Genomic DNA, 22,260 nt, shown 5'->3' on the forward strand with positions numbered 1-22,260 from the left:
TGACTTTAGGCTGCGCCCGGACGGAGCCAAGCCACGTCACAGAACCTCAGCACACCCACAGGGGGGCACATGCCTGCCACACCTCAGCCGCGCGTCCACCGCCGACGCCGCACGACCCGCGTCCTCGCGGTGGCCGCGGGGATCGCGACCGTCGGCGCCCTGGCCACCGCGCTGCCCGCAACCGCCGGGACGGCCGCCGACGACACCAAGGGCGGCGGCTGGAGCCGCTACCAGGACGTGCAGCTGCTGTCCTTCAACGACCTGCACGGCAACCTCGAGCCCCCGTCCGGCTCCTCCGGCCGCGTCACCGAGCTGCACGAGGACGGCACCACCCGCACCGTCGACGCGGGCGGCGTCGAGTACCTCGCCACCCACCTGCGCCAGGCGCGCGAGGGCAACAAGTACTCGATCACCGCGGCCGGCGGCGACATGGTCGGCGCCTCCCCGCTGCTGTCGGGCCTCTTCCACGACGAGCCCACCATCGAGGCGCTCAACGGCCTCGACCTCGACGTCAGCGCGGTCGGCAACCACGAGTTCGACGAGGGCGCGCGCGAACTGGCCCGGCTCCAGAACGGCGGCTGCCACCCGGTCGAGGGCTGCTACACGGACGAGGAGTTCGCGGGCGCCGACTTCCCGTACCTCGCCGCGAACGTGCTGGGCGAGGACACCGGCAAGCCGATCCTCAAGCCGTACTGGGTGTGGAAGAAGAAGGACGTCAAGATCGGCTTCATCGGAGTGACCCTGGAGGGCACCCCGAACATCGTCTCCGCCGAGGGCGTCAAGGGCCTCACCTTCAAGGACGAGGTCGAGACGATCAACAAGTACGCCAAGGTGCTCCAGAAGCAGGGCGTGAAGTCGATCGTCGCGCTGGTCCACGAGGGCGGCTTCCCGGCCTCGTCGGCGTACAACTACGACTGCGACTCCCCGGGCGCCGGCGACGGCGTTTCCGGTCCGATCGTGGACATCGCGAAGAACGTCACGCCGCAGGTGGACGCGCTGGTCACCGGCCACACCCACAACGCGTACGTGTGCACGATCGACGACCCGGCGGGCAACCCGCGCACGGTCACCTCGGCCTCGTCCTTCGGCCGCCTCTACACGGACACCACGCTGACCTACGACCGCTTCACGGGTGACATCGCCCGTACGGCCGTCACCTCCGCGAACCACGTGGTCACCCGGGACGTCCCCAAGGCGCCCGACATGACCGACCTGATCGGCAGGTGGAACGCCCTCGCGGCGCCCATCGGCAACCGTCCCATCGGCTACATCTCCGCCGACATCCCCAACACCGGCACCGAGTCCCCGATGGGCGACCTGATCGCCGACGCGCAGCTCGCGTACGGAAAGGAGCTCGACCCGGAGACCGACGTCGCGCTGATGAACCCGGGCGGCGTCCGGGCCGGCCTGACCTACGCGGCCAAGGGCACCGAGGGCGACGGCGTGGTGACGTACGCGGAGGGCTTCACGGTCCAGCCGTTCGCCAACACGGTCAACCTCCAGGACTTCTCCGGCGCCGAGCTGATCCAGGTCCTCAAGGAGCAGGTGAGCGGCGCCAACACGGCCTCCCCGAAGATCCTCCAGCCGTCCGCCAACCTGACGTACACGCTGGACCTGACCAGGACCGGCGCCGACCGCGTCGTCACCGACTCGATCCGCCTGAACGGCGCGGCCATCGACCCGGCCGCCACCTACCGCGTCGCGACGAACAGCTTCCTCGCGGGCGGCGGCGACGGCTTCCCGACGCTGGGCACGGGCGACAACGACCTGGTGGGCCTGGACGACCTGACCGCTCTGGAGCGCTACCTGACGGCGAACTCCTCGGCCACCGCGCCGATCGCACCGCCGGTCACGAACCGCATCACGATCGTCAAGTAGCAGTAGGCAGTCGGCAGTAGCGGTACAAGCAGGAAAAGCGCCGCGTTTCCCGGGGTCCCGGGAAACGCGGCGCTTTCCTCTTTTTCCTCTCTTCTTACGGCGGTCAGGACGCCGTCGGCGTCCATCCCGCCAGCCAGTCCGCGACTTCCTGGTCGGCGGCCTGTGCGTCGGTGAGCTGCGGGCGGTCGGCGCTCGCGGCGCCCGCGCCCGCGCCGGTGTTCCTGTACTCCGCGAACCGGTCGTCCTTCCAGGAGAAGCCGCTCATGTCGGTCCACGGCGCGGTGCGGATCGCGGCGCTGAGCGTGCTGTTGCGGACCGTGGTCTGCGGGTCGAGGGTGGCGTCGCCGCCGGCGTGCCAGGGGCGGCCGAGGTAGAAGGTGCGGTCGGAGACGTCGCCGTTCACCGTGGAGTTGGCGATCAGGAAGCCCTTGCGGTTCGCGGCCGTGCTCGGGGCGGTGACGTAACCGGCCGACGTGCCGTTCCAGCGCTTCTTCAGCGTGATCACCGAGCGGTCGATGACGGCGGTGGCCCGGCCGAAGATGAAGTCGACGTTGCCGACGACGTAGGAGTCGGTCATGTAGACCCGGCCCAGCCGGTCCTTGGCGGCCGTGTCCAGCAGCAGCGTGTCCTGGTCGCCGGTGACGATCACGCCGTCGAGGAACACCTTGTCGGCGGCGGTGCGCAGGGCGACGGCCTGGTGGCCGCCGATGTGCTGGTTGTTCGCCTCGTCGAAGTCGTTGGAGATGGTCAGGTTGCGGGCCTGGAAGTCGTCGGCCTCGACGGCGACGGTGGCGCTGCCCCCGGTGCCGTACGTCCCCGAGCCGTCCGGCTTCGGCGTGCCCGAGGCGTTGTTGTAGACGATCACCGTGTCCTTGCGGCTCGCGCCGGTGCCCTGGATGGTGACGTGCGGCTTGTTGGCCGGCACCTTCACCGGCTCGCGGTACGTGCCCGGCTTGACGGCGATGACGACGCGGGCGGGGTTGTTCACGGGCACGGCGTTCACGGCGGCCTGGACGGTGGAGTACCGGCCGGTGCCGTCCTTGGCGACGGTGAGGGTGGTGGCCGCGGCGGCCGACGTGGAGGTGGCGGTGGCCGTGCCCAGGGAACTCCGTGGACCCGCCCCGGACTTGACGACCGCCGGGACGTCGGCTGCCTTGTCGAGGGTGTACGCGTAGTACGCCTTCGGATCGAAGGAGGCGGCCGTCCCGCCGCTCTCGTTGCGTCCGCTCGTCCCCGAGAAGACGTTGCCGCGCTGGACGAGGGTGGCGGTGGCGTCGCGGATGACGGGGTTGCGGAAGCCCTGGAAGTAGGAGTTCTCCAGGACCATGTTGGTGCGCCCGCGCGCGTAGTTGCCGTAGGACGAGGTGATGTCCGTCCCCGGGGTGTCCTCCAGGAAGTTGTTGTAGAGGTGGGCGTGCGCGGCGTTGTCCGTGGAGGGGTTGCGCTGCTCGGTCTCGCGGATCCAGTTGTGGTGGACCGTGATGTCGGTGACCAGGTTCTCGGTCCAGCCGATGCCGAACGTCTTGTTGTTGGTGCTCATCCGGTTCCAGGACACCGTGACGTTGGTGCTGTCCTTGCGGACGTCGATGAGCCCGTCGGCCATGTGCCGCAGGTCGTTGTGGTCGATCCACACGTGGTGGGCGCCGTCCATCTGGATCGCGTCGAAGTCGTGGTCCTTGTCGTTCCAGACGCCCTGGTACGAGTCCCGGATGGTGAGGTTGCGGATGATGACGTTGTGCACGCCCGTGCCGAGGAAGAAGCCTCCGCCGACGATCTGACCGGCGGTGCCCGAGCCGACGATGGTCTTGTCGGAGGCGACCTTGATCTCCTTGCCGACCGGGTTCATGGTGATCGTCCCGGCGACGACGATGACGTAGGGCTCGGCTGCGGTGGCGTACTTCTCCAGGTCGGCCAGGGTGCGCACGGTGACGGTCCTGCCGCCGCGCCCGCCGTAGGTGCCGTTCTGGCCGAGGGAGTTGACGGACGCGAAGCCGTCGGCGACGTCGTCGGCCCAGGTGGCGGCAGCGGCGGAGGCGGTCCGCTGGACGTCCTCGCCGAAGACCCCGAGGTCGCCGCCGTAGGCGAACGTCCCGGCGGCGGTCAGCGCCAGGGGGAGACCGACCGACAACGCGGTGCGCCCGCGGCGGTGGCGGGGCTTGCTGCGGTTCTCACGCATGTGCGGGTTCCGTTTCCTTGGAGTGCGGGGACACCAAGGGGTCGGCGCGGGCGGGGGAAAGGTTGCCGTCGGGCGAGCCGAAGCTCCGCAGATCGTGGTGGCGGGACTCTTCCGGCAGTGAGGTGAACGGTGGCTCACTTCACGGCGTCTCCGGCGGCGGCACCCCCGCCCCCGGCAGGCGGATCGTCGCCACCGTGCCGCCGCCCTCGGCGTGGGTCAGGGTGACCTCGCCGCCCGACTGGTGGATCGTGCGGGCCACGATGGACAGGCCGAGGCCGGAGCCGGGGAGGGCGCGGGCCGACGGAGAGCGCCAGAAGCGGTCGAAGACGTGGGGGAGTTCCTCGGCCGGAATGCCGGGGCCGTGGTCGCGGACCGTGAGGACGCCGTCGGTGAGGCGCACCTCGATCGTGCCGCCCTCCGGGCTGAACTTCACCGCGTTGTCCAGGATGTTGACCACCGCCCGCTCCAGCGCCGCGGGTTCCGCCCGGACGTACCACGGTTCCAGGTGGGCCGTGATCGTCAGCTCGGGGCCGCGCAGCCGGGCGCGGCGCAGGGCCGACTCGACCGTGTCCTCCAGGGAGACCACCTGGACGCGCTCCCCGCGCTGGCCCTCCGAGCGCGACAGTTCCTGGAGGTCGCCGATCAGCGCGGCCAGTTCCGTCATCTGGGCCTTCACCGAGGCGAGGAGCGCCTTGCGGTCGGCCTCGGGGAGGGGGCGGCCGGTCTCCTCGCTGCGGGAGAGGAGTTCGATGTTGGTGCGCAGCGAGGTCAGGGGGGTGCGCAGTTCGTGGCCGGCGTCGGCGATCAGCTGTTGCTGCAGGTCGCGGGAGCTGGCCAGGGAGGACGTCATCGAGTTGAAGGAGCGGGAGAGGCGGGCGATCTCGTCCTCGCTGTCGTCCTCCACGGGGATGCGGATGGCGAGATCCTCGGTGCGGGCCACGTGTTCGACGGCCTCGGTGAGTTTGTCGACGGGCCGCATCCCGGCGCGGGCGACGGCGAGACCGGCGGCGCCGGCGCCGACGACCCCGATGCCGGAGACGAGCAGGAGCAGCAGGGCGAGTTCGTTGAGGGTGGACCGGGTGCCCTTCAGGGAGACGGCGAGGACGAGCGCGGAGTCGTCGGCGAGGTAGCGGTTGCCCCGGTCCTCCACCCAGAGGGCCGTCGTCAGCACGCGCACCGGTGTGCCGTCGCTGTCCTTGCCGTCGCGCGGTCCCCGGGACTCCCCCCGCGGGTCCTGGGCCATGTCCCGGTCCGCGTCCGTGACGGTGACCGTCCCCCCGGAGCCGGGGAAGGGACAGGCCTCCCCGTCCGACGTGACGATCTGGATGTAGCTGTCGGAGCCGGGGCCGAGCGGCCCGGAGTCGGGTGACTGGCCGCAGGCGGCGAGCGCGGCGGCGACGTTGATGCGCTGCACGGCGCCGACCGACGACTTCAGGTCGGTGTCGATCTCGTCGTAGAGCTTCCCGCGCACCACGAACCAGCACGTCACCGACACGGCCGCCACCGCGAACGCCACCGCCGCCGCCACCAGAAGCGCCAGCCGGGAGCGGATGGGGAGGGCGCGGACGCGGCGGGCGACGCCGTTCACTCGGCGCCGCCCTGCCGCAGGACGTACCCGACGCCCCGCACGGTGTGGACGAGGCGCGGCTCGCCGCCCGCCTCCGTCTTGCGGCGCAGGTACATCACGTACACGTCGAGGGAGTTGGACGACGGCTCGAAGTCGAAGCCCCACACCGCCTTCAGGATCTGCTCACGGGTGAGGACCTGACGCGGGTGCGCCATGAACATCTCCAGCAGCGTGAACTCCGTGCGGGTCAGTTCCACCGGCCGCCCGCCCCGTGTCACCTCCCGGGTCGCCAGGTTCATCCGCAGGTCCGCGAAGGTGAGGGCGTCGTCCTGGGGCGCCCCGCCCGCCACCGCCGCCGCGTACGAGCTGCGGCGCAGCAGCGCGCGGATGCGGGCGAACAGCTCGTCCAGCTCGAACGGCTTGACCAGGTAGTCGTCGGCGCCCGCGTCGAGGCCGGTGACCCGGTCGCCGACCGTGTCGCGGGCGGTGAGCATGAGGATGGGGGTGGTGTCGCCGGCGGCCCGGATGCGGCGGGCGGCGGTCAGGCCGTCCATGCGGGGCATCTGGATGTCGAGGACGACCAGGTCGGGCCGGTAGGCGGCGGCCTGCTCCAGGGCGTCCGCTCCGTCGACCGCGACCCGGGTGTCGTACCCCTCGAAGGCGAGGCTGCGCTGGAGCGCTTCGCGCACCGCCGGCTCGTCGTCGACGATCAGGATGCGCTGGGGGTCACGGTCGGCCTCGGCGGGGCTCATGGGCGGGAATCCTCGGGTGTCGGTGGGCGGGAGCGGTCTGACCTTGTCAGCGTCGCACGTTCCCGGCGGGCGGGGGCACGGTCCGGCGGCGGTCGGCCTTGCGCGCGGAGCGCCGGGCGGGGGCGGGGGTCGGGGCCGCCTTGGCCGGGGCGGGGGGCCGGGAGAGGGCGGTCGCGATCTCCTGGGCGCGCGAGGCGGGGGCGGGAGCGCGAGGAGGCGCGGGAGTCGAAGCGCCGGGTGCGTGGAGTGCGTACGCCACCCTGAGCGCCGACGTGACGGACGCGGCGCCCGCGTCGGCGGCGGGCACGGTGTGGACGGTATGGACGATGTGGACGGTGCGCTTGATCATGTGGTCGCCGCTCCTCACTCGGTGGCACCGGCCCGCAGCTTGTCCAGGTCGGACTTGACGGTGTTGATCGGAATGGCGAAGCCCAGCCCCACGCTGCCCGCGTCGGCCGACGACGAGCCGCTCGCCGAGTACATGGCCGAGTTGATGCCGATGACGTTCCCGTTCATGTCGATCAGCGCGCCACCGGAGTTGCCCGGGTTGAGGGAGGCGTCGGTCTGGATCGCCTTGTACGTCGTCGTGGACGAGCCGGTGTCGCCGTTGAACTCCTGGCCGCCGAACTCGAACGGCCAGCCGCCGCCTTGCTGTTGCCGCTGCTGCGGGCTCCCGTCCGTCGAGACGGTGACGTCGCGGTCCAGCGCCGAGACGATGCCGCTGGTGACGGTGCCGGTCAGCCCTTCGGGCGAGCCGATCGCCACGACCGTGTCACCGACCTGGACGCCGTCGGAGTCGCCGAGCGAGGCCGCCGCCAGCCCGGAGGCGTCCGCCAGTTCGAGGAGCGCGAGGTCCTTGCCGCTGTCGGTGCCGACGATCTCGGCGTCGTACTCCTTGCCGTCGCCGGTCGTCACGGTGATCTCGGAGGCGCCGGAGACGACGTGGTTGTTGGTGATGATCTCGCCGTCGCTGGTGATGATCACACCGGATCCGGTGGACTCGCCGGCATTGGAGGTGGCGCTGATCTCCACGATGCTCGGACCGACCGCGGCGGCGACCCCGGCGACCGTCCCCTTCTGACTCGACGGCACGACGCTCGTGCTGCCGCCGGTGCTGCCGGCGGCGGCGACCGTGTCGCTGCCGCTGAGTTCCTGGATGCCGTACGCCGTGCCGCCCCCGACGGCCGCGGCGACGACGGCCACGGCGGCGAGCAGCGCGCCCGCCCCCCGGGCGGGCCTGCGGCGGGAGGCGCGGGTCGCGTGCGCCGCGCGGGCGTCGTGCGCGACGGGCTCGGCGAGCAGCGGGGTGGGATCGGCGGGCGACGGGGCGGGGGGAGGGGCGGACGCCGGCTCGTGGGCGGGCGGGGGCGGCCACTCGGGGTGCATGGAACGCGGGCTCTCGGTCATGTCCCCGAGCCTGTCGACGGACCATGAGAGCACCCTGAGCGCCCCCTGAGAAGCCCGGCAGAACCTCGTATGCCCGATGTAAAAGACGCCCCGGGCGATCCGAGAACGCCCCGGGGCCATCAGCCCCCAGCCGTGCAGCCCTCAGCCCGGCAGCCCTCAGCCCGGCAGCTCTCAGCCCCGCGTCACTCGCACCCGCACGACCGCCGCACCACCAGCCGCGACGGGAACACCTTCAGCCGCTCCTTGCGCGAGCCCGAGACGCGCACGGCGTCGTCCAGGACCAGGTCGACGGCCGCACGGGCCATCGCCGAGCGGTCGGAGGCGACCGTCGTCAGCGGCGGGTCCGCCAGGGCCGCTTCCTTGATGTCGTCGAAGCCGGCCACCGCCAGCTCGCCGGGCACGTCGATGCGCAGCTCGCGCGCCGCGCGCAGCAGGCCGATCGCCTGGTCGTCGGTGGAGCAGAAGATCGCCGGGGGGCGCCGCGGGCCGGCGAGGATCTCCAGGCCGACCTGGTAGGCGTCGTACCGGTTGTAGGGGGCCTCGAAGAGGCGGCCCTCGGTGGATATCCCGGCCTCCTCCATCGCGCGCCGCCACCCCTCGACGTGGTCGGAGACCGGGTCGCCGACCGCCGGGGTGTCCGCGGTGCCGCCCATGCAGGCGACGTACTCGTACCCGTGGCCCAGCAGATGGGCGACGATGTCCTGCGCGCCCCCGAGGTCGTCCATCACGACGGCGACGTCGTCCATCGCCTCGGGCCGCTCGTGCAGCAGCACCACCCGGGCGTCCCAGGCGTCGATCTCGGCGGCGGCCAGGTCGTTGAGCGCGTGGCTGACGAGGATCAGACCGGAGACGCGCATCCCGAGGAACGCCCGCAGGTAGTGCACCTCGCGCTCGCCGACGTAGTCGGAGTTGCCGACCAGCACCATCTTGCCGCGCTCGGACGCCGCCCACTCCACGGCGTGCGCCATCTCCGCGAAGAAGGGCTGGCGGGCGTCCGGCACGATCAGGCCTATGAGGTCCGTGCGCCGGGACGCCATCGCCTGGGCGACGCGGTCGGGCCGGTACCCCAGCTCCTTGATGGCGGCGAGGACGCGCTCGCGCGTGGCCGGGGCGACCGGCCGGGGTCCGTTGTTGATGACATAGCTGACGACGGCGGTGGACGTACCCGCCAGCCGCGCCACGTCATCCCTGGTTACCTTGGCCACGCGCGGAGTCTACGCGGATGGACCGCCCCTGGGCAGGGAGTACAGAGCCTTCTTCGCGCCCGTCCGGGCGTCCGCGCCGCCGTCATGCCTCGGCCGCGACCTCGGCGGCGCCCACGGCGGCGGGCTCGTCGGCGCTCTCCGCGCGCCCCGCGGACTTCGCCCGGTCCGCCTTGGACTTGCCCTCGTCGGAGGCGCGCTCGCCCTTCTCCGGGGTGACGAAGCGGTAGCCGACGTTGCGGACGGTGCCGATCAGCGACTCGTGCTCGGGACCGAGCTTGGCGCGCAGCCGCCGTACGTGCACGTCGACCGTGCGGGTGCCGCCGAAGTAGTCGTAGCCCCAGACCTCCTGGAGGAGCTGGGCGCGGGTGAAGACCCGGCCCGGATGCTGGGCCAGGTATTTGAGGAGCTCGAACTCCTTGAAGGTGAGGTCCAGGACCCGGCCCTTGAGCTTGGCCGAGTAGGTGGCCTCGTCCACCGACAGGTCGCCGTTGCGGATCTCCATCGGGGAGTCGTCGTTGACGATCTGCTGGCGGCCCATCGCGAGCCGCAGCCGGGCCTCGACCTCGGCCGGTCCCGCGGTGTCGAGGAGGACGTCGTCGATGCCCCAGTCGGCGGTGACGGCGGCGAGGCCGCCCTCGGTCACGACGAGGATGAGCGGACAGCCGGGGCCGGTGGAACGCAGCAGCTGGCACAGGCTGCGCACCTGCGGCAGGTCACGGCGTCCGTCGATCAGGATGACGTCGGCGCCCGGGGTGTCCACGAGGGCGGGGCCCTCCGCCGGCGCCACGCGCACGTTGTGCAGCAGCAGGCCGAGCGCGGGGAGCACTTCGGTGGACGGCTGGAGAGCGTTGGTCAGGAGCAGCAGAGAACTCATACGTCTGGTTCCTCCTCGGTCCCTGCGAGGACTTCTACGGCATTGCTCTGCGTTCCCGGGGCCCCGTACACCGGCGGTTTCCCGCTCCGTATACAACGCTTCCGAAAGCACAAAAGGACCCGGGGGCCACGCTGCCCAGGTCCTCTGCCGAGCAGAATAGCCCACATGAACAACGGTCCGGCAGGTCATGCGGCACATTCCACCGTTCGTCCGAAGGCTGAGACGGGCAGCCGCACCCCTTTGCGGACGTTTCTGCGCACGTCCGACGGCATTCCGATCGATTTCGTATACGAACCGGGTGGGGTCGTATACGAATCTTCCGCGGACGCCTCCGCGCCACTTTCCGGTGACCCGGTGTTCGTCGTCGCCCACGGTTTCACCGGCGACGCGGACCGGCCGCATGTCCGACGGGTGGCGCGGGCGCTCGCCCGGCACGGGGCCGTCGTCACCTTCTCCTTCCGCGGGCACGGGGCCTCCGGCGGCTACTCGACCGTCGGCGACCGGGAGGTGCTGGACCTCGCGGCGGTCGTCGAGCGGACGCGTGGGCTCGGGCACGCGCGGGTGGTGACCGTCGGTTTCTCCATGGGCGGCTCGGTGGTGCTGCGGCACGCGGCGCTGCACCGCGGGGACGTGGACGCCGTGGTGTCGGTCAGCGCGCCCGCCCGCTGGTACTACCGCGGCACCGCCCCCATGCGCCGGCTGCACTGGCTGGTCACCCGCCCCGCGGGCCGGCTGGTCGGCCGCTACGGCTTCCGCACCCGCATCCACCGCCGTCACTGGGACCCGGTCCCGCTCTCCCCGGTCGAGGCCGTGCCCCGCATCGCCCCGGTCCCGCTGCTCGTCGTCCACGGCGACCGGGACGGCTACTTCCCCGTCGACCACCCCCGGATGCTCGCCGCCGCGGCCGGCGACCACGGCGAACTCTGGCTGGAACCGGGCATGGGCCACGCGGAGCACGCGGCCACCGACGACCTGCTCGCCAGGATCGGGGACTGGGCCGTCCGGGCCGTCGGTGCGGACGGCTAGCCTGGGTGCTCACCGTCGATGGACTTGAGGGACGAGATGGCAAAGGTCACGGTGCGCTACTGGGCCGCCGCGAAGGCCGCGGCCGGGGTGGCCGAGGAGGTGTACGACGCGGCCACGCTCGCCGAGGCGCTCGACGCCGTGCGCGAGCGGCACCCCGGGGAGCTGACGCGCGTGCTGCGCCGCTGCTCGTTCCTGATCGACGGCGACCCCGTGGGCACACGCGGGCATGAGACGGTACGGCTGACCGAGGGCGGCACGGTCGAGGTGCTCCCGCCGTTCGCAGGAGGGTGACCGGGCCGATGAGCGACCAGCCGTACGAGGGGTACCGGGGGCACGACGGGTACCAGGGGCCCGAGGGGGACGGGTCCTACGACCCGTACCAGCAGCAGGACGCCGGGTACCAGCAGCAGTACGCGCAGTACCAGCAGCAGTTCGACCAGTACGGGCAGCACGCGCAGTACGACCAGTACGGGCAGCCGTACGCCGCCCAGCACCCCGAGTACCCGCAGCAGCCGCAGCAGTGGCAGGAGCCTGCCTACGCGACCGGGCAGCAGTGGGCGACGGCGGCCGAGGGGCCGTACGGCCACGCGCACGCGCCCGAGGCGGCCCCCGCGGCTCACGCCCCGCACACGAGCTACGCGCCGCAGGCGGCCCAGGCCCCGGAACCGGCCGCGCCTGCCGCCCCCCTCACCGCCGCCCAGCGCGCCCGCCTGGAAGGGCGCTCCCCGATCATCGAGCCCGGTCTCCAGCCCGCCGCGCTGACGGCGGTGCTCGGCCTGCTGCTCGCCGGCGCGGCGGCGCTCGGCTCGTACGCGCTGCTCGTGCCGCTCGTCGTCCTCCAGGCGGTCACCGCCGCCGGCTGGTTCCGGCTTAACGGCATGTGGCCGGCCCGGCAGGGCATCGCGCTGGCGTTCGCGGGCGCGCTGACCGCCGACGCGGCGCTGCTGGTCGTCGGGCGCGACCAGGGGCCCGCCGCGATCCTCGGCGCCCTCGGGGTGTGGATCCTGCTGACCCTGGTCCTGCAGCTGCGCTCGCACGCCGATCCGGACGAGCGGATGTACGGCCTGACGGCGACCGTCGTCTCCGCCGCGCTGGCCATCGTCGCCACCGGTCATCTGGCCGCCGAGGCGGACGCGGTCACGGTCGGCGCGGGCGCGGTGGCCGTCGCGGTGCTCGCGCGGGCGCTGCCGCTGCCGACGCCGGTCTCCGTGGTCGTCGCGCTGCTCGCGGCGGCGGGGGCGGGCCTGGCGCTCGGCTCGGTGACCGGGGCGGGCGCCGGGGGCGCGCTGCTGGGAGCCGCGGCCGGGGCGTGCGCGCTGATCGGGCACCGGGTGGCGAGCTACGACTACCCCTCCCGGTTCGTCCACTTCACGGCGGGCGTGGCCCTCCCGCTGAGCGCGGCGGCGCCGGTGCTGTGGGTGCTGGGAAGGGTACTGGTCTGAGCGGGTCCGGCGGGCCGCCCCTGTCACAGGTGATCGACAATCCGGCGAGCTGTCGGCCCGGCGGGGTTACCGTGACCCTCGGACTGGAAGACCGCCGAGGTGGGGGAACATGCGCGCGCTGCGAATACTTCTGATCGTCGTGGTGGTCCTCGGCGGCCTTTTCGTCGCCGCGGACCGCATCGCCGTGCACTTCGCCGAGGGCGAGGCCGCGGACCGGCTGCGGGCCAACGAGAACCTGGCCGCCACCCCGGACGTCTCCATCAACGGCTTCCCGTTCCTCACCCAGGTCGCCGGCGGTGAGCTGGACGACGTCGAGGTCGGCATCGACACGTACGAGGCGACGTCGGGCAAGGGCGGGACGATCCGCATCGACGACCTCCAGGCGAACATGAAGGGCGTCGACTTCGCCGCCGACTACAGCTCCGCCACGGCCCGCTCCGCCACCGGTACCGCGAGCGTCTCCTACGAGGAGCTGCTCAAGGCCGCGCGGTCGGAGCCCACGGAGGTCGCGCCCGGGATCACCGCCGAGGTCGTGGGCCTGTCCGACGGCGGCGACGGGAAGATCAGGGTCGCGGTGGAGGCGTCGGTCCTCGGCGCCAAGCTGCCGCGTCCGGTGTACGTGCTGAGCACGGTGACCGTCGAGGACGACAAGGTGCGGGTGAGCGCGGACTCGCTGCCCTCGCTGGGCGGCGTCGAGGTGGCCGAGGACCGGATCCGGTCGATCACCGACTTCGAGCAGCTGATCAACGAGCTGCCCGGCGGCATCGAGCTGGACAAGGTCGAGGCGGCGAAGGACGGCGTCGAGATCTCGGTGAAGGGTTCCGACGTCCGGCTGGCCGGGTAGGAAACGTCCGGCCGGCCCCGGTGGGGGCCACGTCCGCCGGCCCGGTGGGGAGACCTCCGGTCGGCCATGTGAGCCACGTCCGGCCGGCCCGGCGGAACACCCGGGGCCCGGCTGCTGTCCGATGGGCGAGACGGATGGTCCGCACCGCAGATGCGATGCGGAACGAAAGCGCCCGGAAACCGTGGGCGAACGGCGCCCACGGGACGCGTATTCCCGCATCATGGACGATCGCGTCTCAATATACGACACACCGGTGACATGCCCGCCCGTCCGTCCCTACGATCGAGCCCATGAAGCGACAGGCGGATCTCACGAAGCGGCGGGCAGTAGACCTGTGCCGCGTCGCCGCCATGCTCTGTCGCACCTTCTGAGCGGGAGCCCGTCTCCCGCGTTCACCCACCGCGCCCCGCCGAGGGCGTCCGTGCGCCGCGCCGTGACCGGACCGGCACGACCCGCGCCCGCACACCGCACACCTCGCACTCGTACGCCCCGCCGTAACTGCCCCGGAGGAGAAAGAGCATGAGCCGCAGCGACGTCCTGGTAGACGCCGACTGGCTTCAGGAGCACCTGGACGACCCGAACATCGCGATCGTCGAGGTCGACGAGGACACGTCCGCGTACGACAAGAACCACATCCGCAACGCCATCAAGATCGACTGGACCCAGGACCTCCAGGACCCGGTCCGGCGCGACTTCATCGACCAGGAGGGCTTCGAGAAGCTCCTGTCGAAGAAGGGCATCGCCAACGACACGCTGGTGATCCTCTACGGCGGCAACAACAACTGGTTCGCGTCGTACGCCTACTGGTACTTCAAGCTGTACGGCCACGACAGCGTCAAGCTGCTCGACGGCGGTCGCAAGAAGTGGGAGCTGGACGCCCGCGAGCTGGTCGAGGAGGTGCCCGAGCGCCCCGCGACCGAGTACAAGGCCAAGCCGCAGAACACCGCGATCCGCGCCTTCCGCGACGACGTCGTCGCCGCGATCGGCACGCAGAACCTGGTCGACGTGCGCTCGCCCGACGAGTTCTCCGGCAAGCTGCTCGCCCCGGCCCACCTGCCGCAGGAGCAGTCGCAGCGTCCGGGCCACGTCCCGAGCGCCCGCAACATCCCGTGGTCGAAGAACGCCAACGACGACGGCACCTTCAAGTCGGACGAGGAGCTCAAGCAGCTCTACACCGACGAGAACGTCGACCTGTCGAAGGACACGATCGCCTACTGCCGCATCGGCGAGCGCTCGGCCCTGACCTGGTTCGTGCTGCACGAGCTGCTCGGTGTCGAGAACGTCAAGAACTACGACGGCTCCTGGACCGAGTACGGCTCCCTGGTCGGCGTGCCGATCGAACTCGGCGCCGCCAAGTAGCCATCCCGACCGACCTTTCAACACCCTTCAGGAGTACGACATGTGTGGAGCGAAGGCCGGCGGCCCCGACGCCTCGACGATCAAGCCCGGTGAGACCACCATCCAGGGCCAGGTGACCCGTGACGGCGAGCCGGTGACCGGCTACGTCCGGCTCCTGGACTCGACCGGCGAGTTCACCGCGGAGGTCCCGACCTCCGCGACGGGCCAGTTCCGCTTCTACGCGGCCGAGGGCACCTGGACCGTCCGCGCCCTCGTTCCCGGCGGCACCGCCGACCGCACGGTCGTCGTGGCCGAGAAGGGCGCGCTGGCCGAGGTCGCCATCGCGGTCTGACAGACCCGTACGGCGCAAGGGCCGCACTCCTGGGCAGTACGCCCGCGGTGCGGCCCTTCACCGTGTCCGCGGCCATGCCTACGCTGGACACATGTACGCGCGGCGACGTCATGTGTACTTCACCCTGATGGGCGCCTGTCTGGTGCTGTTCGTCCTGGCATGGGCCGTCGTACGCCTGTGGTCGACCGGGGCGGCCGTCGGCATGTGCGTGGTCGCGATGCTCATCCCGCCCGTCGCCGCCGTGATCGCCAACCGCCGGGGCCCCGACGACCGCTGGTGGGACGACCCCTCCGGCGACCCGCAGTCCGACGCGTGGTGGGACGAGCTGGACGGCAAGAGACCGCCGCGTCAGTAGACGAGCGCCTGCGTGTCGTCCGCCAGCGCCTCCTGCACGAACACCTGCGCGCCGGCGATCCGCACGCCCGCGATGACGTCGTCCTCCGTGATGTCCCGGCGGGCGGCGCACTGGGTGCACAGCGTGAGCCGGCCGGCGGCCAGCACGGAGTCGAGCAGCTCGGGCAGCGGGGCGGCGTGCGGCAGCTCGAACTCGGCGGCCCGGCCCGGCAGCGCGAACCACGCGGACTCGCCGGTCAGCCACACGGAGACGTCCACGCCGCTCGCCACGGCCACCGCCGCCACCGTGAACGCCTGCGAGCAGCGTTCGGGGGCGTCGGCCCCCGCCGTCACCTTGATCACGAGCTTCTTCGCCATGCCCGCATCGTAATCACTTCCCCACGGCTCACCGCCGCCTGCGCCGGACCTCACACCGAGGCGCGGACCCCGGCCGCGTAAGCTGGGGTCCGGCCTTGTACAGCTGACCCGCTCACCGAGGAGCCTCCCCGTGACACTCTTCTTCGAAATTCTGTTGGTGCTGGTCTGCGTGGCCACTCTCGCGTTCGCCGGGCTGGTCGTGAAGAAGCTGTACCAGGGCCAGCGCTGACCCCCCTCTAGGAACTGCCGATCATGATCGAGATCCCGTCCGACCTCCACAAGGACCTCGTCCCCCTCGCCTTCCTGCTCGGGAACTGGGCGGGCGCGGGCGTGCACGACTTCCCCGGCGCCGAGAAGTGCAACTTCGGGCAGGAGGTCACCTTCACCCACGACGGCCGGGACTTCCTGGAGTACCACTCGCACACCTGGGTGCTCGACAACGACGGCAACAAGGTCCGTCCGCTCCAGTCCGAGCACGGCTTCTGGCGCATCGACGGCAACCGCAAGGTCGAGGTCACGATGACCCGCGACGACGGCGTCATCGAGATCTGGTACGGCGAGATGGCCCACCAGAAGCCCCAGATCGACCTCGTCACGGACGCCGTGGCCCGCACCGCCGCCTCCCGCCCCTACACGGGCGGCAAGCGGCTGTACGGCTACGTCAAGGGCGACCTGATGTGGGTCGGCGAGAAGCAGACCCCGGACGTCGAGCTGCGCCCCTACATGTCCGCCCACCTGAAGAAGGTCGTCACCCCGGAGGACGTCGAGCGCTGGGCGAAGGCCCTCCCGGACGACATGCCCGACGACGGGATCGCCTTCTTCCGCTGACCCCACCGCACAGCCGGCGACCCCTACACTTCAGGTGTGGTGAGCACCGACTGGAAGAGCGATCTGAGGCAGCGCGGCTACCGGCTGACGCCGCAGCGGCAACTCGTGCTCGAAGCCGTGGACACCCTGGAGCACGCGACCCCCGACGACATCCTCGTGGAAGTGAGGAAGACGGCGTCGGGGGTCAACATTTCCACGGTCTACCGCACCCTCGAGCTGCTGGAGGAGCTGGGCCTGGTCTCGCACGCCCACCTCGGGCACGGCGCGCCGACCTACCACCTGGCCGACCGGCACCACCACATCCACCTCGTCTGCCGCGACTGCACCAACGTCATCGAGGCCGACCTGGAAGTGGCCGCCGACTTCACCGCCAAGCTGCGCTCCACGTTCGGCTTCGACACCGACCTGAAGCACTTCGCGATCTTCGGACGGTGCGAGGACTGCTCCCGTCGGCACGCCCGTGGGGACGCGGGCGCGAGCGCGGATGCAAATACGACAAGCGGCGAGTCGTAGGCTTGGGGCCATGAAGAGCCCCCTGCTGTCCCTGCCCGGCGCCGTCCCCGCCGAAGGGGCGGACGAAGGCGTCGCCGCCCACTACGGCGACCTGTTCCGCGAGCAGCGTGCCCTCGCCGAGGGCGCCGGCTTCGTCGACCTCTCGCACCGCGGTGTCGTCACCGTCACCGGCGAGGACCGGCTCGGCTGGCTGCACCTGCTGCTCACCCAGCACGTCAGCGACCTGCCCCCCGGCCGGGCCACCGAGGCGCTGATCCTCTCCGCGCACGGGCACGTCGAGCACGCGCTGTACCTGGTGGACGACGGAGAGACCGTCTGGGCCCACGTCGAGCCGGGCACCCAGGAGGCGCTGATCGCGTACCTGGAGTCGATGAAGTTCTTCTACAAGGTCGACGTCGCCGACCGCACCGCCGACGTCGCCGTCGTCCACCTCCCGGCCGGTTCCATCGCCGAGGCCCCCGAGGGCGGCGTCGTACGCGAGACGGCGTACGGGCGGGACCTGTTCCTGCCCCGCGAGCGGCTGGAGCCGTTCGCCGAGCAGGCCGGGCCGCCGGCCGGAATCCTGGCGTACGAGGCGCTGCGCGTCGAGCAGCACCGGCCCCGCCTCGGCTTCGAGACCGACCACCGCACCATCCCGCACGAGCTGGGCTGGATCGGCTCGGCCGTGCATCTGCAGAAGGGCTGCTACCGGGGCCAGGAGACCGTCGCCCGGGTGCAGAACCTCGGCAAGCCGCCGCGCCGGCTGGTCTTCCTGCACCTGGACGGCAGCGAGGTCCATCTGCCGCCGGCCGGCACCGAGCTGCGGCTCGCGGACGACGGCCCGGACGGCCGGAAGATCGGCTTCGTGACGACGTCCGTGCGCCACCACGAGCTGGGTCCGGTCGCCCTCGGCCTGGTCAAGCGGAACGTGCCCGTGGACGCCCGGCTGGTCGCCGGGGACACGGCCGCCGCGCAGGAGGTCATTGTCGAGCCGTAGCCGGCTCGGCTCCCCGATCGGGCCACCCGGCTGGGCTCTCGATCGGGCCACCCGGCTCGGTTCTCGATCGGGCCCGTCTCAGATCTCGATCAGGACGGTGAACGGGCCGTCGTTCGTCAGCGACACCCGCATCCGCGCGCCGAACCGGCCCGTCGCCACCGTCGCGCCCAGCGCGCGCAGCTGCGCGACCACCTCGTCCACCAGCGGCTCGGCGACGTCGCCGGGGGCGGCGGCGTTCCAGGTGGGACGGCGGCCCTTGCGGGCGTCGCCGTACAGGGTGAACTGGCTGACCACCAGCAGGGGCGCGTCGATGTCGCTGCACGACCGCTCGTCGGCCAGCATCCGGATCGACCAGAGCTTGCGGGCGAGCTGCGCCGCCTTCTCCTTGGTGTCCTCGTGGGTGACGCCGACGAGGACGCACAGCCCCTCGCCCTCGATCGCCCCCACCGTTTCGCCGTCCACGACGACGCTCGCGCCGTCCACCCTCTGCACCACTGCACGCATACGACCATCATGCCGGGCGGTGACCACCCGCTTCGCAGTTGGTCCGTACCAAGGCGCTTTTTGATCCCCAACCCCCCATCTGGGGCCGATCGGGGGCACTCGGTCACATAGTGGCCACTCGGGGTGGGACGATGCTGCCACACGCCGGTCGAGGGGACGGTAGAGAGACACATGAGAACACCGAGTGCCGGGCGGCTGCCCGGGGCTGTGTCGCTGACCGACGCGGGAGGCCCGGAGCAGCAGCTCCGCCCGCCCGCGCAGCGCACCGACAGCCCACCGCTGCCCGGGGACCCACCCGAACACGACCTCGCCGCGCTGAGCCTGCCCGAACTGCGCGCCCTGCGCCGGGACGCCCAGCGCGACGAGGCCGACCTCAGTTACGTACGGCGGCTGCTCCAGGGGCGCATCGACATCCTCGGCGCGGAACTCGCGCGACGCGGAGGCGGCAGCGGCCCCGGACCGGCGATCGTCGAGGCGCGGCAGGGTTCCGTGGTCGAGCGGCTGTCGGAGATCCTGACCGACGCCCCGGCCCGGCACCGCTCCTCCGCCCGCCACGTCACGCTCGGCACCCCGTACAGCGAGGAGTACTCCAGGCTGGCCGCCGACATGCTCGCCGAGGTCGAACTGTCCGACCTCGGCGCCCGCACAAACCAGGAGCTGAGCGCCGCCCTCGGCCGGCTCGTGCGCTACGAGCAGCAGGTGTCCCGTCGCCGGCAGCGGCTGCAGCACACGGCCGACGGCTGCAGCGCAGAGATCGCCCGCCGCTACCGCGAGGGGGAGGCCCAGGTCGACGACCTGCTGATGTGAGCGTCCGGCTCCTTGGAGGGGTCACGGGAAATCCGCGCGACACCCGCGCGGTGTCCTGCCTACCGTGACCCCCGTGACTTCCACGACCCCCCGCCCCGCCCCTCCCGCTCGCACCCACCGCGACGCCGCCCTGCCCGTGCGGCCGATCGACGAAGCCGAACTCGGCGACTGGATCCGCGCCCTCAACACCGGCTTCCTGCGTCCGCCCACCGCCTCCGAGGAGCAGCTCGACGGCCGACGCCGCCAGTTCGAGCCCGGCCGGCTGCTCGGCGCCTTCGACGGCGGACGCTGCGTGGCGACGTTCCGCTCCTTCGCCCAGCAGCTGACCGCGGTCGGCGGCGCCGCCGTCGCCGCCGACGCCGTCACCAACGTCAGCGTGTCGCCCACCCACCGGCGCCGGGGGCTGCTCAGCCGGATGATGGCCCACGACCTGGCCGCCGCGAAGGAACGCGGCGACGTCGTCGCCACCCTCGTCTCCGCCGAGTACCCGATCTACGGGCGCTACGGCTTCGGCCCGGCGACCTGGACCACCGAGTGGACGATCGACGTGCCGCGGGCCGGCCTCGACCCGCGCGGCGCCGCGCCCGAGTGCGGCGGCCGGATCGACCTGGTCGACGCCGAGGACGTCCGCGAGCTGGGTCCGGGGCTGCACGAGCGGGTGCGCCGCGGACAGCCCGGCGCCATCGACCGCGGTGAGCTGTGGTGGCAGCTCAACACCGGCGCCCTGCGCATCGGTCCCTCCTGGACCGAGCCCTTCTTCGCGGTGTACCGGTCGGCGTCCGGCGAGGTCGAGGGCATGGTGTCGTACGAGGCGGACGACAAGTGGGGCGACGGCAAGCAGCCGCTGAACACCGCCGAGGTGAACTGGCTGATCGGCGCGACCCCGGCCGCCGAGCGGGCCCTGTGGCGGTATCTGTGCTCCATCGACTGGGTCACGTACGTGAAGACCGGCTGGCGGGCCCCGGACGACCTGCTCCCGCACTTCCTGCCCGACCCGCGCGCCGCCCGCGTCACCACGCAGGCCGACTGGCTGTGGGTGCGGCTCCTGGACGTCGTACGGGCCCTGGAGGCGCGGACGTACGAGGGGGCCGGGGAACTGGTGCTGGAGGTCGCCGACGCGGGCGGGTTCGCCGGCGGGCGGTATCTGCTGGAGGCGCCGGGAGCGGGCGGGCGTGGGTCCTGCGCGCCGACCGCGCGGAGCGCCGACCTGGCGCTGGACGTGGCCGATCTGGCAGCGCTGTGGCTCGGGGACGAGTCGGCGGTGCGGCTGGCGGCGCTGGGCAGGGTGCGGGAAGAACGAGCGGGCGCCGCCCGGTCGGCCGACGCCCTGCTGCGCACGTCCAGGCGGCCTTGGTGCCCGGACCTGTTCTGAGGCTCCTTTCGTCGGGGCCCGCCGGTGTCCCGGCTGGGGTTCCCGGCGGGGGCGGGTGACGTATCCGTAGCGTGCTGTTCGGTTGTGGCTGTGCGTATGCGGTTGTGGCGGTGCCTATGCGGTTGTGGCGGTGCTGTTGGTGCTGACCGACCGGGCTCCCGGCTCCCCTCCGGAAGGGAGCCCGGTCAGCCGGACTGGGCGAGCAGCATCACGAGGATGACCGCTCCGATGCCGCCGACCATGGTGTTCCTGGCCTTGACGCCGACCGTGAGGGCGACGAAGGCGATGATCCCCATGGCTCCGTAGCGGGACTGGACGAGTTGTTCCACGCCGATCAGCAGCGCGGCGGCGACGAGGGCGATGACCGGCATGGGGTGCTCCCTCCGCGACGACGACCAACCTTGGTGAAGGGTGACCATGTCGATTGAGTTGGTTGCCAACTTATGCTCAGTTGGGCCTTCTTTGAAGTGTCCGGGAACCACCTGTTAAGTAACTGCCCTAAGATGGCTCAAAGTTGTACGGTTCGTGTGTGACGCCGGAAGGAACTGCCGTGGACGGGCGGGCGCGTGGCCAGAGGACGCACCGCGAGGTGGCCGACGCGCTGCGGGAGCGCATCCGGTCCGGTGAGCTGCGGCCGGGCCAGCGGATGCCCACCCAGGCCGGCCTCGCGGAGGAGTTCGGCGTGGAGCGCGGCACCATCCGGGAGGCGCTGGCCATCCTGAAGGCGGAGCGGCTGCTCACCAACGTGTCCCGAGGGGCGCCGGCGACCGTCGCCCAGCGCCGGGACGCTCTCGGAAGCGGCCCCGCGGCCCGGCCCGAGCCCACCATGGTGGCGCTGCCGCCGCGGGTCATGGCCGCCTTCGAGGCCGAGCACGTGCGGGTCGACGCCGTGTGCCACACCCTGATGTCGCTCACCCTGGCCATCGGCGAGCCGCTGCGCCGGATCCACTCCGGGGAGTCGAAACCGGCCAGTGTGCGCGTCCGGGCGCTGCTGCCGTCCCGGGACATCGCGCTCGCCTTCCCCACGCCCGTCGAGCCGGACGACGCCGACCGCGTGCACCGGCACTGGCTGGGGCTGCGCAACGCCCAGGCCATGATCCTGGAGCACAACCTGACGGCCCTGCGGCGCACGCACGGCATCGACGTACGGGTCGACTTCCGTGCCCTGCCGTTCACCCCGCCGGTGAAGCTGTACGTGCTCAACGAGGCCGAGGCGCTGTTCGCCTACTACACGATCAGCCGCGGCGAGCAGGAGATCGACCACCGCAGCCTGGAGACGTACGAGGCGGAGGGGGCCACCACCCTGCTGTTCGGCTTCGGGCAGCCGGGCGGCGGGGTGCGCGACGGGGCCTTCGTGGAGCAGTCCCGGCGGTGGTTCGACGCGCTGTGGGAGACCATCAGCACCGAACTGTCGCTGCGCGACTGATCGTTCGCGGTTCACAGCGCGGGCCGGGTGACCAGCGCGCTCAGCGTGACGGCGCCGATCGCGCTGCACGTGTGGTTGCGGAACCTGATGCCCAGGGCCAGCAGCGCGAGGGCGATCAGGCCGGTGGCGCCGTACCTCCACCGGGCGAGTTCCTCGACGGTGACGACCAGGAGCGCGAGCGGCGAGAGGGATGTCTCCAGCATGGCGTGCCCCCCTCCAGGGACTTGGCAGTAGTTGGTGCCAACTTCCCCTAGGTTGTTCC

General features: G+C 71.9%; 26 protein-coding genes. 15 read left to right on the forward strand and 11 right to left on the reverse strand.

The window, feature by feature from the left end; genetic code table 11:
* Window positions 1-69 precede the first annotated feature (69 nt).
* Entirely contained in the window at window positions 70-1,878 is a 1,809-nt protein-coding gene (locus tag ACZ6KF_RS21360) for a bifunctional metallophosphatase/5'-nucleotidase (RefSeq protein WP_469239636.1), read from the forward strand.
* 103 nt (window positions 1,879-1,981) lie between these two features.
* Here ACZ6KF_RS21360 and ACZ6KF_RS21365 read toward each other — a convergent pair whose 3' ends face one another.
* From ACZ6KF_RS21365 to ACZ6KF_RS21395, 7 genes are all read right to left on the reverse strand, one after another.
* Window positions 1,982-4,054 (reverse strand): pectinesterase family protein, encoded by a 2,073-nt coding sequence (locus ACZ6KF_RS21365; protein WP_469239638.1) that lies wholly within the window; start codon window positions 4,052-4,054, stop codon window positions 1,982-1,984.
* A 139-nt stretch (window positions 4,055-4,193) separates the two neighbouring features.
* Window positions 4,194-5,642: a sensor histidine kinase gene (locus tag ACZ6KF_RS21370; RefSeq protein WP_469160576.1), complete on the reverse strand. Its 1,449-nt coding sequence runs from the start codon at window positions 5,640-5,642 to the stop codon at window positions 4,194-4,196.
* Window positions 5,639-6,373 (reverse strand): response regulator transcription factor, encoded by a 735-nt coding sequence (locus ACZ6KF_RS21375; RefSeq protein WP_356635449.1) that lies wholly within the window; start codon window positions 6,371-6,373, stop codon window positions 5,639-5,641. The genes ACZ6KF_RS21370 and ACZ6KF_RS21375 overlap by 4 nt, the downstream gene beginning before the upstream one ends.
* Before the next feature lie 46 nt (window positions 6,374-6,419).
* Window positions 6,420-6,722 carry a hypothetical protein gene (locus ACZ6KF_RS21380; protein WP_469178182.1) on the reverse strand — a complete coding sequence of 101 codons (303 nt, stop codon included), beginning with the start codon at window positions 6,720-6,722 and terminating at the stop codon, window positions 6,420-6,422.
* Between the two features lie 14 nt (window positions 6,723-6,736).
* Entirely contained in the window at window positions 6,737-7,780 is a 1,044-nt protein-coding gene (locus ACZ6KF_RS21385) for a S1C family serine protease (RefSeq protein ID WP_469178184.1), read from the reverse strand.
* A 182-nt stretch (window positions 7,781-7,962) separates the two neighbouring features.
* Window positions 7,963-8,985, reverse strand: a complete 1,023-nt coding sequence (locus tag ACZ6KF_RS21390; RefSeq protein ID WP_356635455.1) for a LacI family DNA-binding transcriptional regulator — start codon at window positions 8,983-8,985, stop codon at window positions 7,963-7,965.
* Window positions 8,986-9,067: 82 nt separating this feature from the next.
* Window positions 9,068-9,859: a response regulator transcription factor gene (locus ACZ6KF_RS21395; RefSeq protein WP_356635457.1), complete on the reverse strand. Its 792-nt coding sequence runs from the start codon at window positions 9,857-9,859 to the stop codon at window positions 9,068-9,070.
* Between the two features lie 165 nt (window positions 9,860-10,024).
* Here ACZ6KF_RS21395 and ACZ6KF_RS21400 point away from each other — a divergent pair, with 165 nt between their 5' ends.
* From ACZ6KF_RS21400 to ACZ6KF_RS21435, 8 genes are all read left to right on the forward strand, one after another.
* Entirely contained in the window at window positions 10,025-10,885 is an 861-nt protein-coding gene (locus tag ACZ6KF_RS21400; protein WP_469239640.1) for an alpha/beta hydrolase, read from the forward strand.
* Window positions 10,886-10,921: 36 nt separating this feature from the next.
* Complete coding sequence (locus ACZ6KF_RS21405; protein WP_469239641.1) at window positions 10,922-11,176, forward strand: MoaD/ThiS family protein; 255 nt, start codon at window positions 10,922-10,924, stop codon at window positions 11,174-11,176.
* Between the two features lie 8 nt (window positions 11,177-11,184).
* The gene (locus ACZ6KF_RS21410) at window positions 11,185-12,327 is read left to right on the forward strand and encodes a hypothetical protein (RefSeq protein ID WP_356635463.1); all 1,143 of its coding nucleotides are present in this window, start codon (window positions 11,185-11,187) and stop codon (window positions 12,325-12,327) included.
* A gap of 109 nt (window positions 12,328-12,436) precedes the next feature.
* Complete coding sequence (locus tag ACZ6KF_RS21415) at window positions 12,437-13,171, forward strand: LmeA family phospholipid-binding protein (protein WP_469239643.1); 735 nt, start codon at window positions 12,437-12,439, stop codon at window positions 13,169-13,171.
* Window positions 13,172-13,461: 290 nt separating this feature from the next.
* Complete coding sequence (locus ACZ6KF_RS21420) at window positions 13,462-13,542, forward strand: putative leader peptide (protein ID WP_350310325.1); 81 nt, start codon at window positions 13,462-13,464, stop codon at window positions 13,540-13,542.
* A 148-nt stretch (window positions 13,543-13,690) separates the two neighbouring features.
* A complete protein-coding gene (locus tag ACZ6KF_RS21425) occupies window positions 13,691-14,530 on the forward strand; it encodes a sulfurtransferase (protein ID WP_356635467.1) in 840 nt (279 codons plus the stop codon).
* Window positions 14,531-14,570: 40 nt separating this feature from the next.
* A complete protein-coding gene (locus ACZ6KF_RS21430; protein WP_043502058.1) occupies window positions 14,571-14,861 on the forward strand; it encodes a DUF1416 domain-containing protein in 291 nt (96 codons plus the stop codon).
* Window positions 14,862-14,952: 91 nt separating this feature from the next.
* Complete coding sequence (locus ACZ6KF_RS21435) at window positions 14,953-15,216, forward strand: DUF3099 domain-containing protein (RefSeq protein ID WP_356635469.1); 264 nt, start codon at window positions 14,953-14,955, stop codon at window positions 15,214-15,216.
* On the opposite strand, the gene ACZ6KF_RS21440 is transcribed toward ACZ6KF_RS21435, so the two are convergent.
* Window positions 15,210-15,572, reverse strand: a complete 363-nt coding sequence (locus tag ACZ6KF_RS21440) for a DsrE family protein (protein WP_356635471.1) — start codon at window positions 15,570-15,572, stop codon at window positions 15,210-15,212. The two genes, ACZ6KF_RS21435 and ACZ6KF_RS21440, sit on opposite strands and share 7 nt — an antisense overlap.
* Window positions 15,573-15,824: 252 nt before the next feature.
* On the opposite strand from ACZ6KF_RS21440, the gene ACZ6KF_RS21445 reads away from it, so the two are divergent.
* Genes ACZ6KF_RS21445 through ygfZ form a run of 3 tightly spaced genes read left to right on the forward strand, consistent with a single transcriptional unit; the run spans window position 15,825 to window position 17,889 of the window.
* On the forward strand, window positions 15,825-16,400 hold the full coding sequence (locus ACZ6KF_RS21445; protein WP_469239645.1) for a heme-binding beta-barrel domain-containing protein: 576 nt from the start codon (window positions 15,825-15,827) through the stop codon (window positions 16,398-16,400).
* A gap of 36 nt (window positions 16,401-16,436) precedes the next feature.
* Window positions 16,437-16,913, forward strand: a complete 477-nt coding sequence (locus ACZ6KF_RS21450; RefSeq protein ID WP_356635475.1) for a Fur family transcriptional regulator — start codon at window positions 16,437-16,439, stop codon at window positions 16,911-16,913.
* Window positions 16,914-16,923: 10 nt separating this feature from the next.
* A complete protein-coding gene (gene ygfZ / locus ACZ6KF_RS21455; protein ID WP_356635477.1) occupies window positions 16,924-17,889 on the forward strand; it encodes a CAF17-like 4Fe-4S cluster assembly/insertion protein YgfZ in 966 nt (321 codons plus the stop codon).
* A 78-nt stretch (window positions 17,890-17,967) separates the two neighbouring features.
* On the opposite strand, the gene dtd is transcribed toward ygfZ, so the two are convergent.
* Window positions 17,968-18,393 (reverse strand): D-aminoacyl-tRNA deacylase, encoded by a 426-nt coding sequence (dtd, locus tag ACZ6KF_RS21460; RefSeq protein WP_469239648.1) that lies wholly within the window; start codon window positions 18,391-18,393, stop codon window positions 17,968-17,970.
* A gap of 171 nt (window positions 18,394-18,564) precedes the next feature.
* Between dtd and ACZ6KF_RS21465 the strand changes: the two genes are divergently transcribed.
* Together ACZ6KF_RS21465 and ACZ6KF_RS21470 are read left to right on the forward strand one after the other, a co-directional pair.
* Window positions 18,565-19,200, forward strand: a complete 636-nt coding sequence (locus ACZ6KF_RS21465; protein WP_356635481.1) for an RsiG family protein — start codon at window positions 18,565-18,567, stop codon at window positions 19,198-19,200.
* Between the two features lie 130 nt (window positions 19,201-19,330).
* Window positions 19,331-20,572: a GNAT family N-acetyltransferase gene (locus ACZ6KF_RS21470; RefSeq protein WP_356635524.1), complete on the forward strand. Its 1,242-nt coding sequence runs from the start codon at window positions 19,331-19,333 to the stop codon at window positions 20,570-20,572.
* Window positions 20,573-20,757: 185 nt separating this feature from the next.
* Here the strand turns inward: ACZ6KF_RS21470 and ACZ6KF_RS21475 are convergent, their stop codons facing one another.
* The gene (locus ACZ6KF_RS21475) at window positions 20,758-20,943 is read right to left on the reverse strand and encodes a hypothetical protein (protein ID WP_356635483.1); all 186 of its coding nucleotides are present in this window, start codon (window positions 20,941-20,943) and stop codon (window positions 20,758-20,760) included.
* Between the two features lie 179 nt (window positions 20,944-21,122).
* Here ACZ6KF_RS21475 and ACZ6KF_RS21480 point away from each other — a divergent pair, with 179 nt between their 5' ends.
* Entirely contained in the window at window positions 21,123-21,998 is an 876-nt protein-coding gene (locus tag ACZ6KF_RS21480; protein ID WP_469239650.1) for a GntR family transcriptional regulator, read from the forward strand.
* 11 nt (window positions 21,999-22,009) lie between these two features.
* On the opposite strand, the gene ACZ6KF_RS21485 is transcribed toward ACZ6KF_RS21480, so the two are convergent.
* Window positions 22,010-22,201 (reverse strand): hypothetical protein, encoded by a 192-nt coding sequence (locus tag ACZ6KF_RS21485; protein ID WP_356635487.1) that lies wholly within the window; start codon window positions 22,199-22,201, stop codon window positions 22,010-22,012.
* Between the last annotated feature and the right edge of the window lie 59 nt (window positions 22,202-22,260).

Source organism: Streptomyces sp. NPDC046379, from assembly GCF_055587785.1.

What these genes read in the sequence shown, in the direction of transcription:
- ACZ6KF_RS21360 (WP_469239636.1), top strand. Translation starts at nt 70, where the DNA reads ATGCCTGCCACACCTCAGCCGCGCGTCCACCGCCGACGCCGCACGACC.
- ACZ6KF_RS21365 (WP_469239638.1), bottom strand. Translation starts at nt 4,054, where the DNA reads ATGCGTGAGAACCGCAGCAAGCCCCGCCACCGCCGCGGGCGCACCGCG.
- ACZ6KF_RS21375 (WP_356635449.1), bottom strand. Translation starts at nt 6,373, where the DNA reads ATGAGCCCCGCCGAGGCCGACCGTGACCCCCAGCGCATCCTGATCGTC.
- ACZ6KF_RS21380 (WP_469178182.1), bottom strand. Translation starts at nt 6,722, where the DNA reads ATGATCAAGCGCACCGTCCACATCGTCCATACCGTCCACACCGTGCCC.
- ACZ6KF_RS21385 (WP_469178184.1), bottom strand. Translation starts at nt 7,780, where the DNA reads ATGACCGAGAGCCCGCGTTCCATGCACCCCGAGTGGCCGCCCCCGCCC.
- ACZ6KF_RS21395 (WP_356635457.1), bottom strand. Translation starts at nt 9,859, where the DNA reads ATGAGTTCTCTGCTGCTCCTGACCAACGCTCTCCAGCCGTCCACCGAA.
- ACZ6KF_RS21400 (WP_469239640.1), top strand. Translation starts at nt 10,025, where the DNA reads ATGAACAACGGTCCGGCAGGTCATGCGGCACATTCCACCGTTCGTCCG.
- ACZ6KF_RS21405 (WP_469239641.1), top strand. Translation starts at nt 10,922, where the DNA reads ATGGCAAAGGTCACGGTGCGCTACTGGGCCGCCGCGAAGGCCGCGGCC.
- ACZ6KF_RS21410 (WP_356635463.1), top strand. Translation starts at nt 11,185, where the DNA reads ATGAGCGACCAGCCGTACGAGGGGTACCGGGGGCACGACGGGTACCAG.
- ACZ6KF_RS21415 (WP_469239643.1), top strand. Translation starts at nt 12,437, where the DNA reads ATGCGCGCGCTGCGAATACTTCTGATCGTCGTGGTGGTCCTCGGCGGC.
- ACZ6KF_RS21420 (WP_350310325.1), top strand. Translation starts at nt 13,462, where the DNA reads ATGAAGCGACAGGCGGATCTCACGAAGCGGCGGGCAGTAGACCTGTGC.
- ACZ6KF_RS21425 (WP_356635467.1), top strand. Translation starts at nt 13,691, where the DNA reads ATGAGCCGCAGCGACGTCCTGGTAGACGCCGACTGGCTTCAGGAGCAC.
- ACZ6KF_RS21430 (WP_043502058.1), top strand. Translation starts at nt 14,571, where the DNA reads ATGTGTGGAGCGAAGGCCGGCGGCCCCGACGCCTCGACGATCAAGCCC.
- ACZ6KF_RS21435 (WP_356635469.1), top strand. Translation starts at nt 14,953, where the DNA reads ATGTACGCGCGGCGACGTCATGTGTACTTCACCCTGATGGGCGCCTGT.
- ACZ6KF_RS21440 (WP_356635471.1), bottom strand. Translation starts at nt 15,572, where the DNA reads ATGGCGAAGAAGCTCGTGATCAAGGTGACGGCGGGGGCCGACGCCCCC.
- ACZ6KF_RS21445 (WP_469239645.1), top strand. Translation starts at nt 15,825, where the DNA reads ATGATCGAGATCCCGTCCGACCTCCACAAGGACCTCGTCCCCCTCGCC.
- ygfZ (WP_356635477.1), top strand. Translation starts at nt 16,924, where the DNA reads ATGAAGAGCCCCCTGCTGTCCCTGCCCGGCGCCGTCCCCGCCGAAGGG.
- dtd (WP_469239648.1), bottom strand. Translation starts at nt 18,393, where the DNA reads ATGCGTGCAGTGGTGCAGAGGGTGGACGGCGCGAGCGTCGTCGTGGAC.
- ACZ6KF_RS21465 (WP_356635481.1), top strand. Translation starts at nt 18,565, where the DNA reads ATGAGAACACCGAGTGCCGGGCGGCTGCCCGGGGCTGTGTCGCTGACC.
- ACZ6KF_RS21475 (WP_356635483.1), bottom strand. Translation starts at nt 20,943, where the DNA reads ATGCCGGTCATCGCCCTCGTCGCCGCCGCGCTGCTGATCGGCGTGGAA.
- ACZ6KF_RS21485 (WP_356635487.1), bottom strand. Translation starts at nt 22,201, where the DNA reads ATGCTGGAGACATCCCTCTCGCCGCTCGCGCTCCTGGTCGTCACCGTC.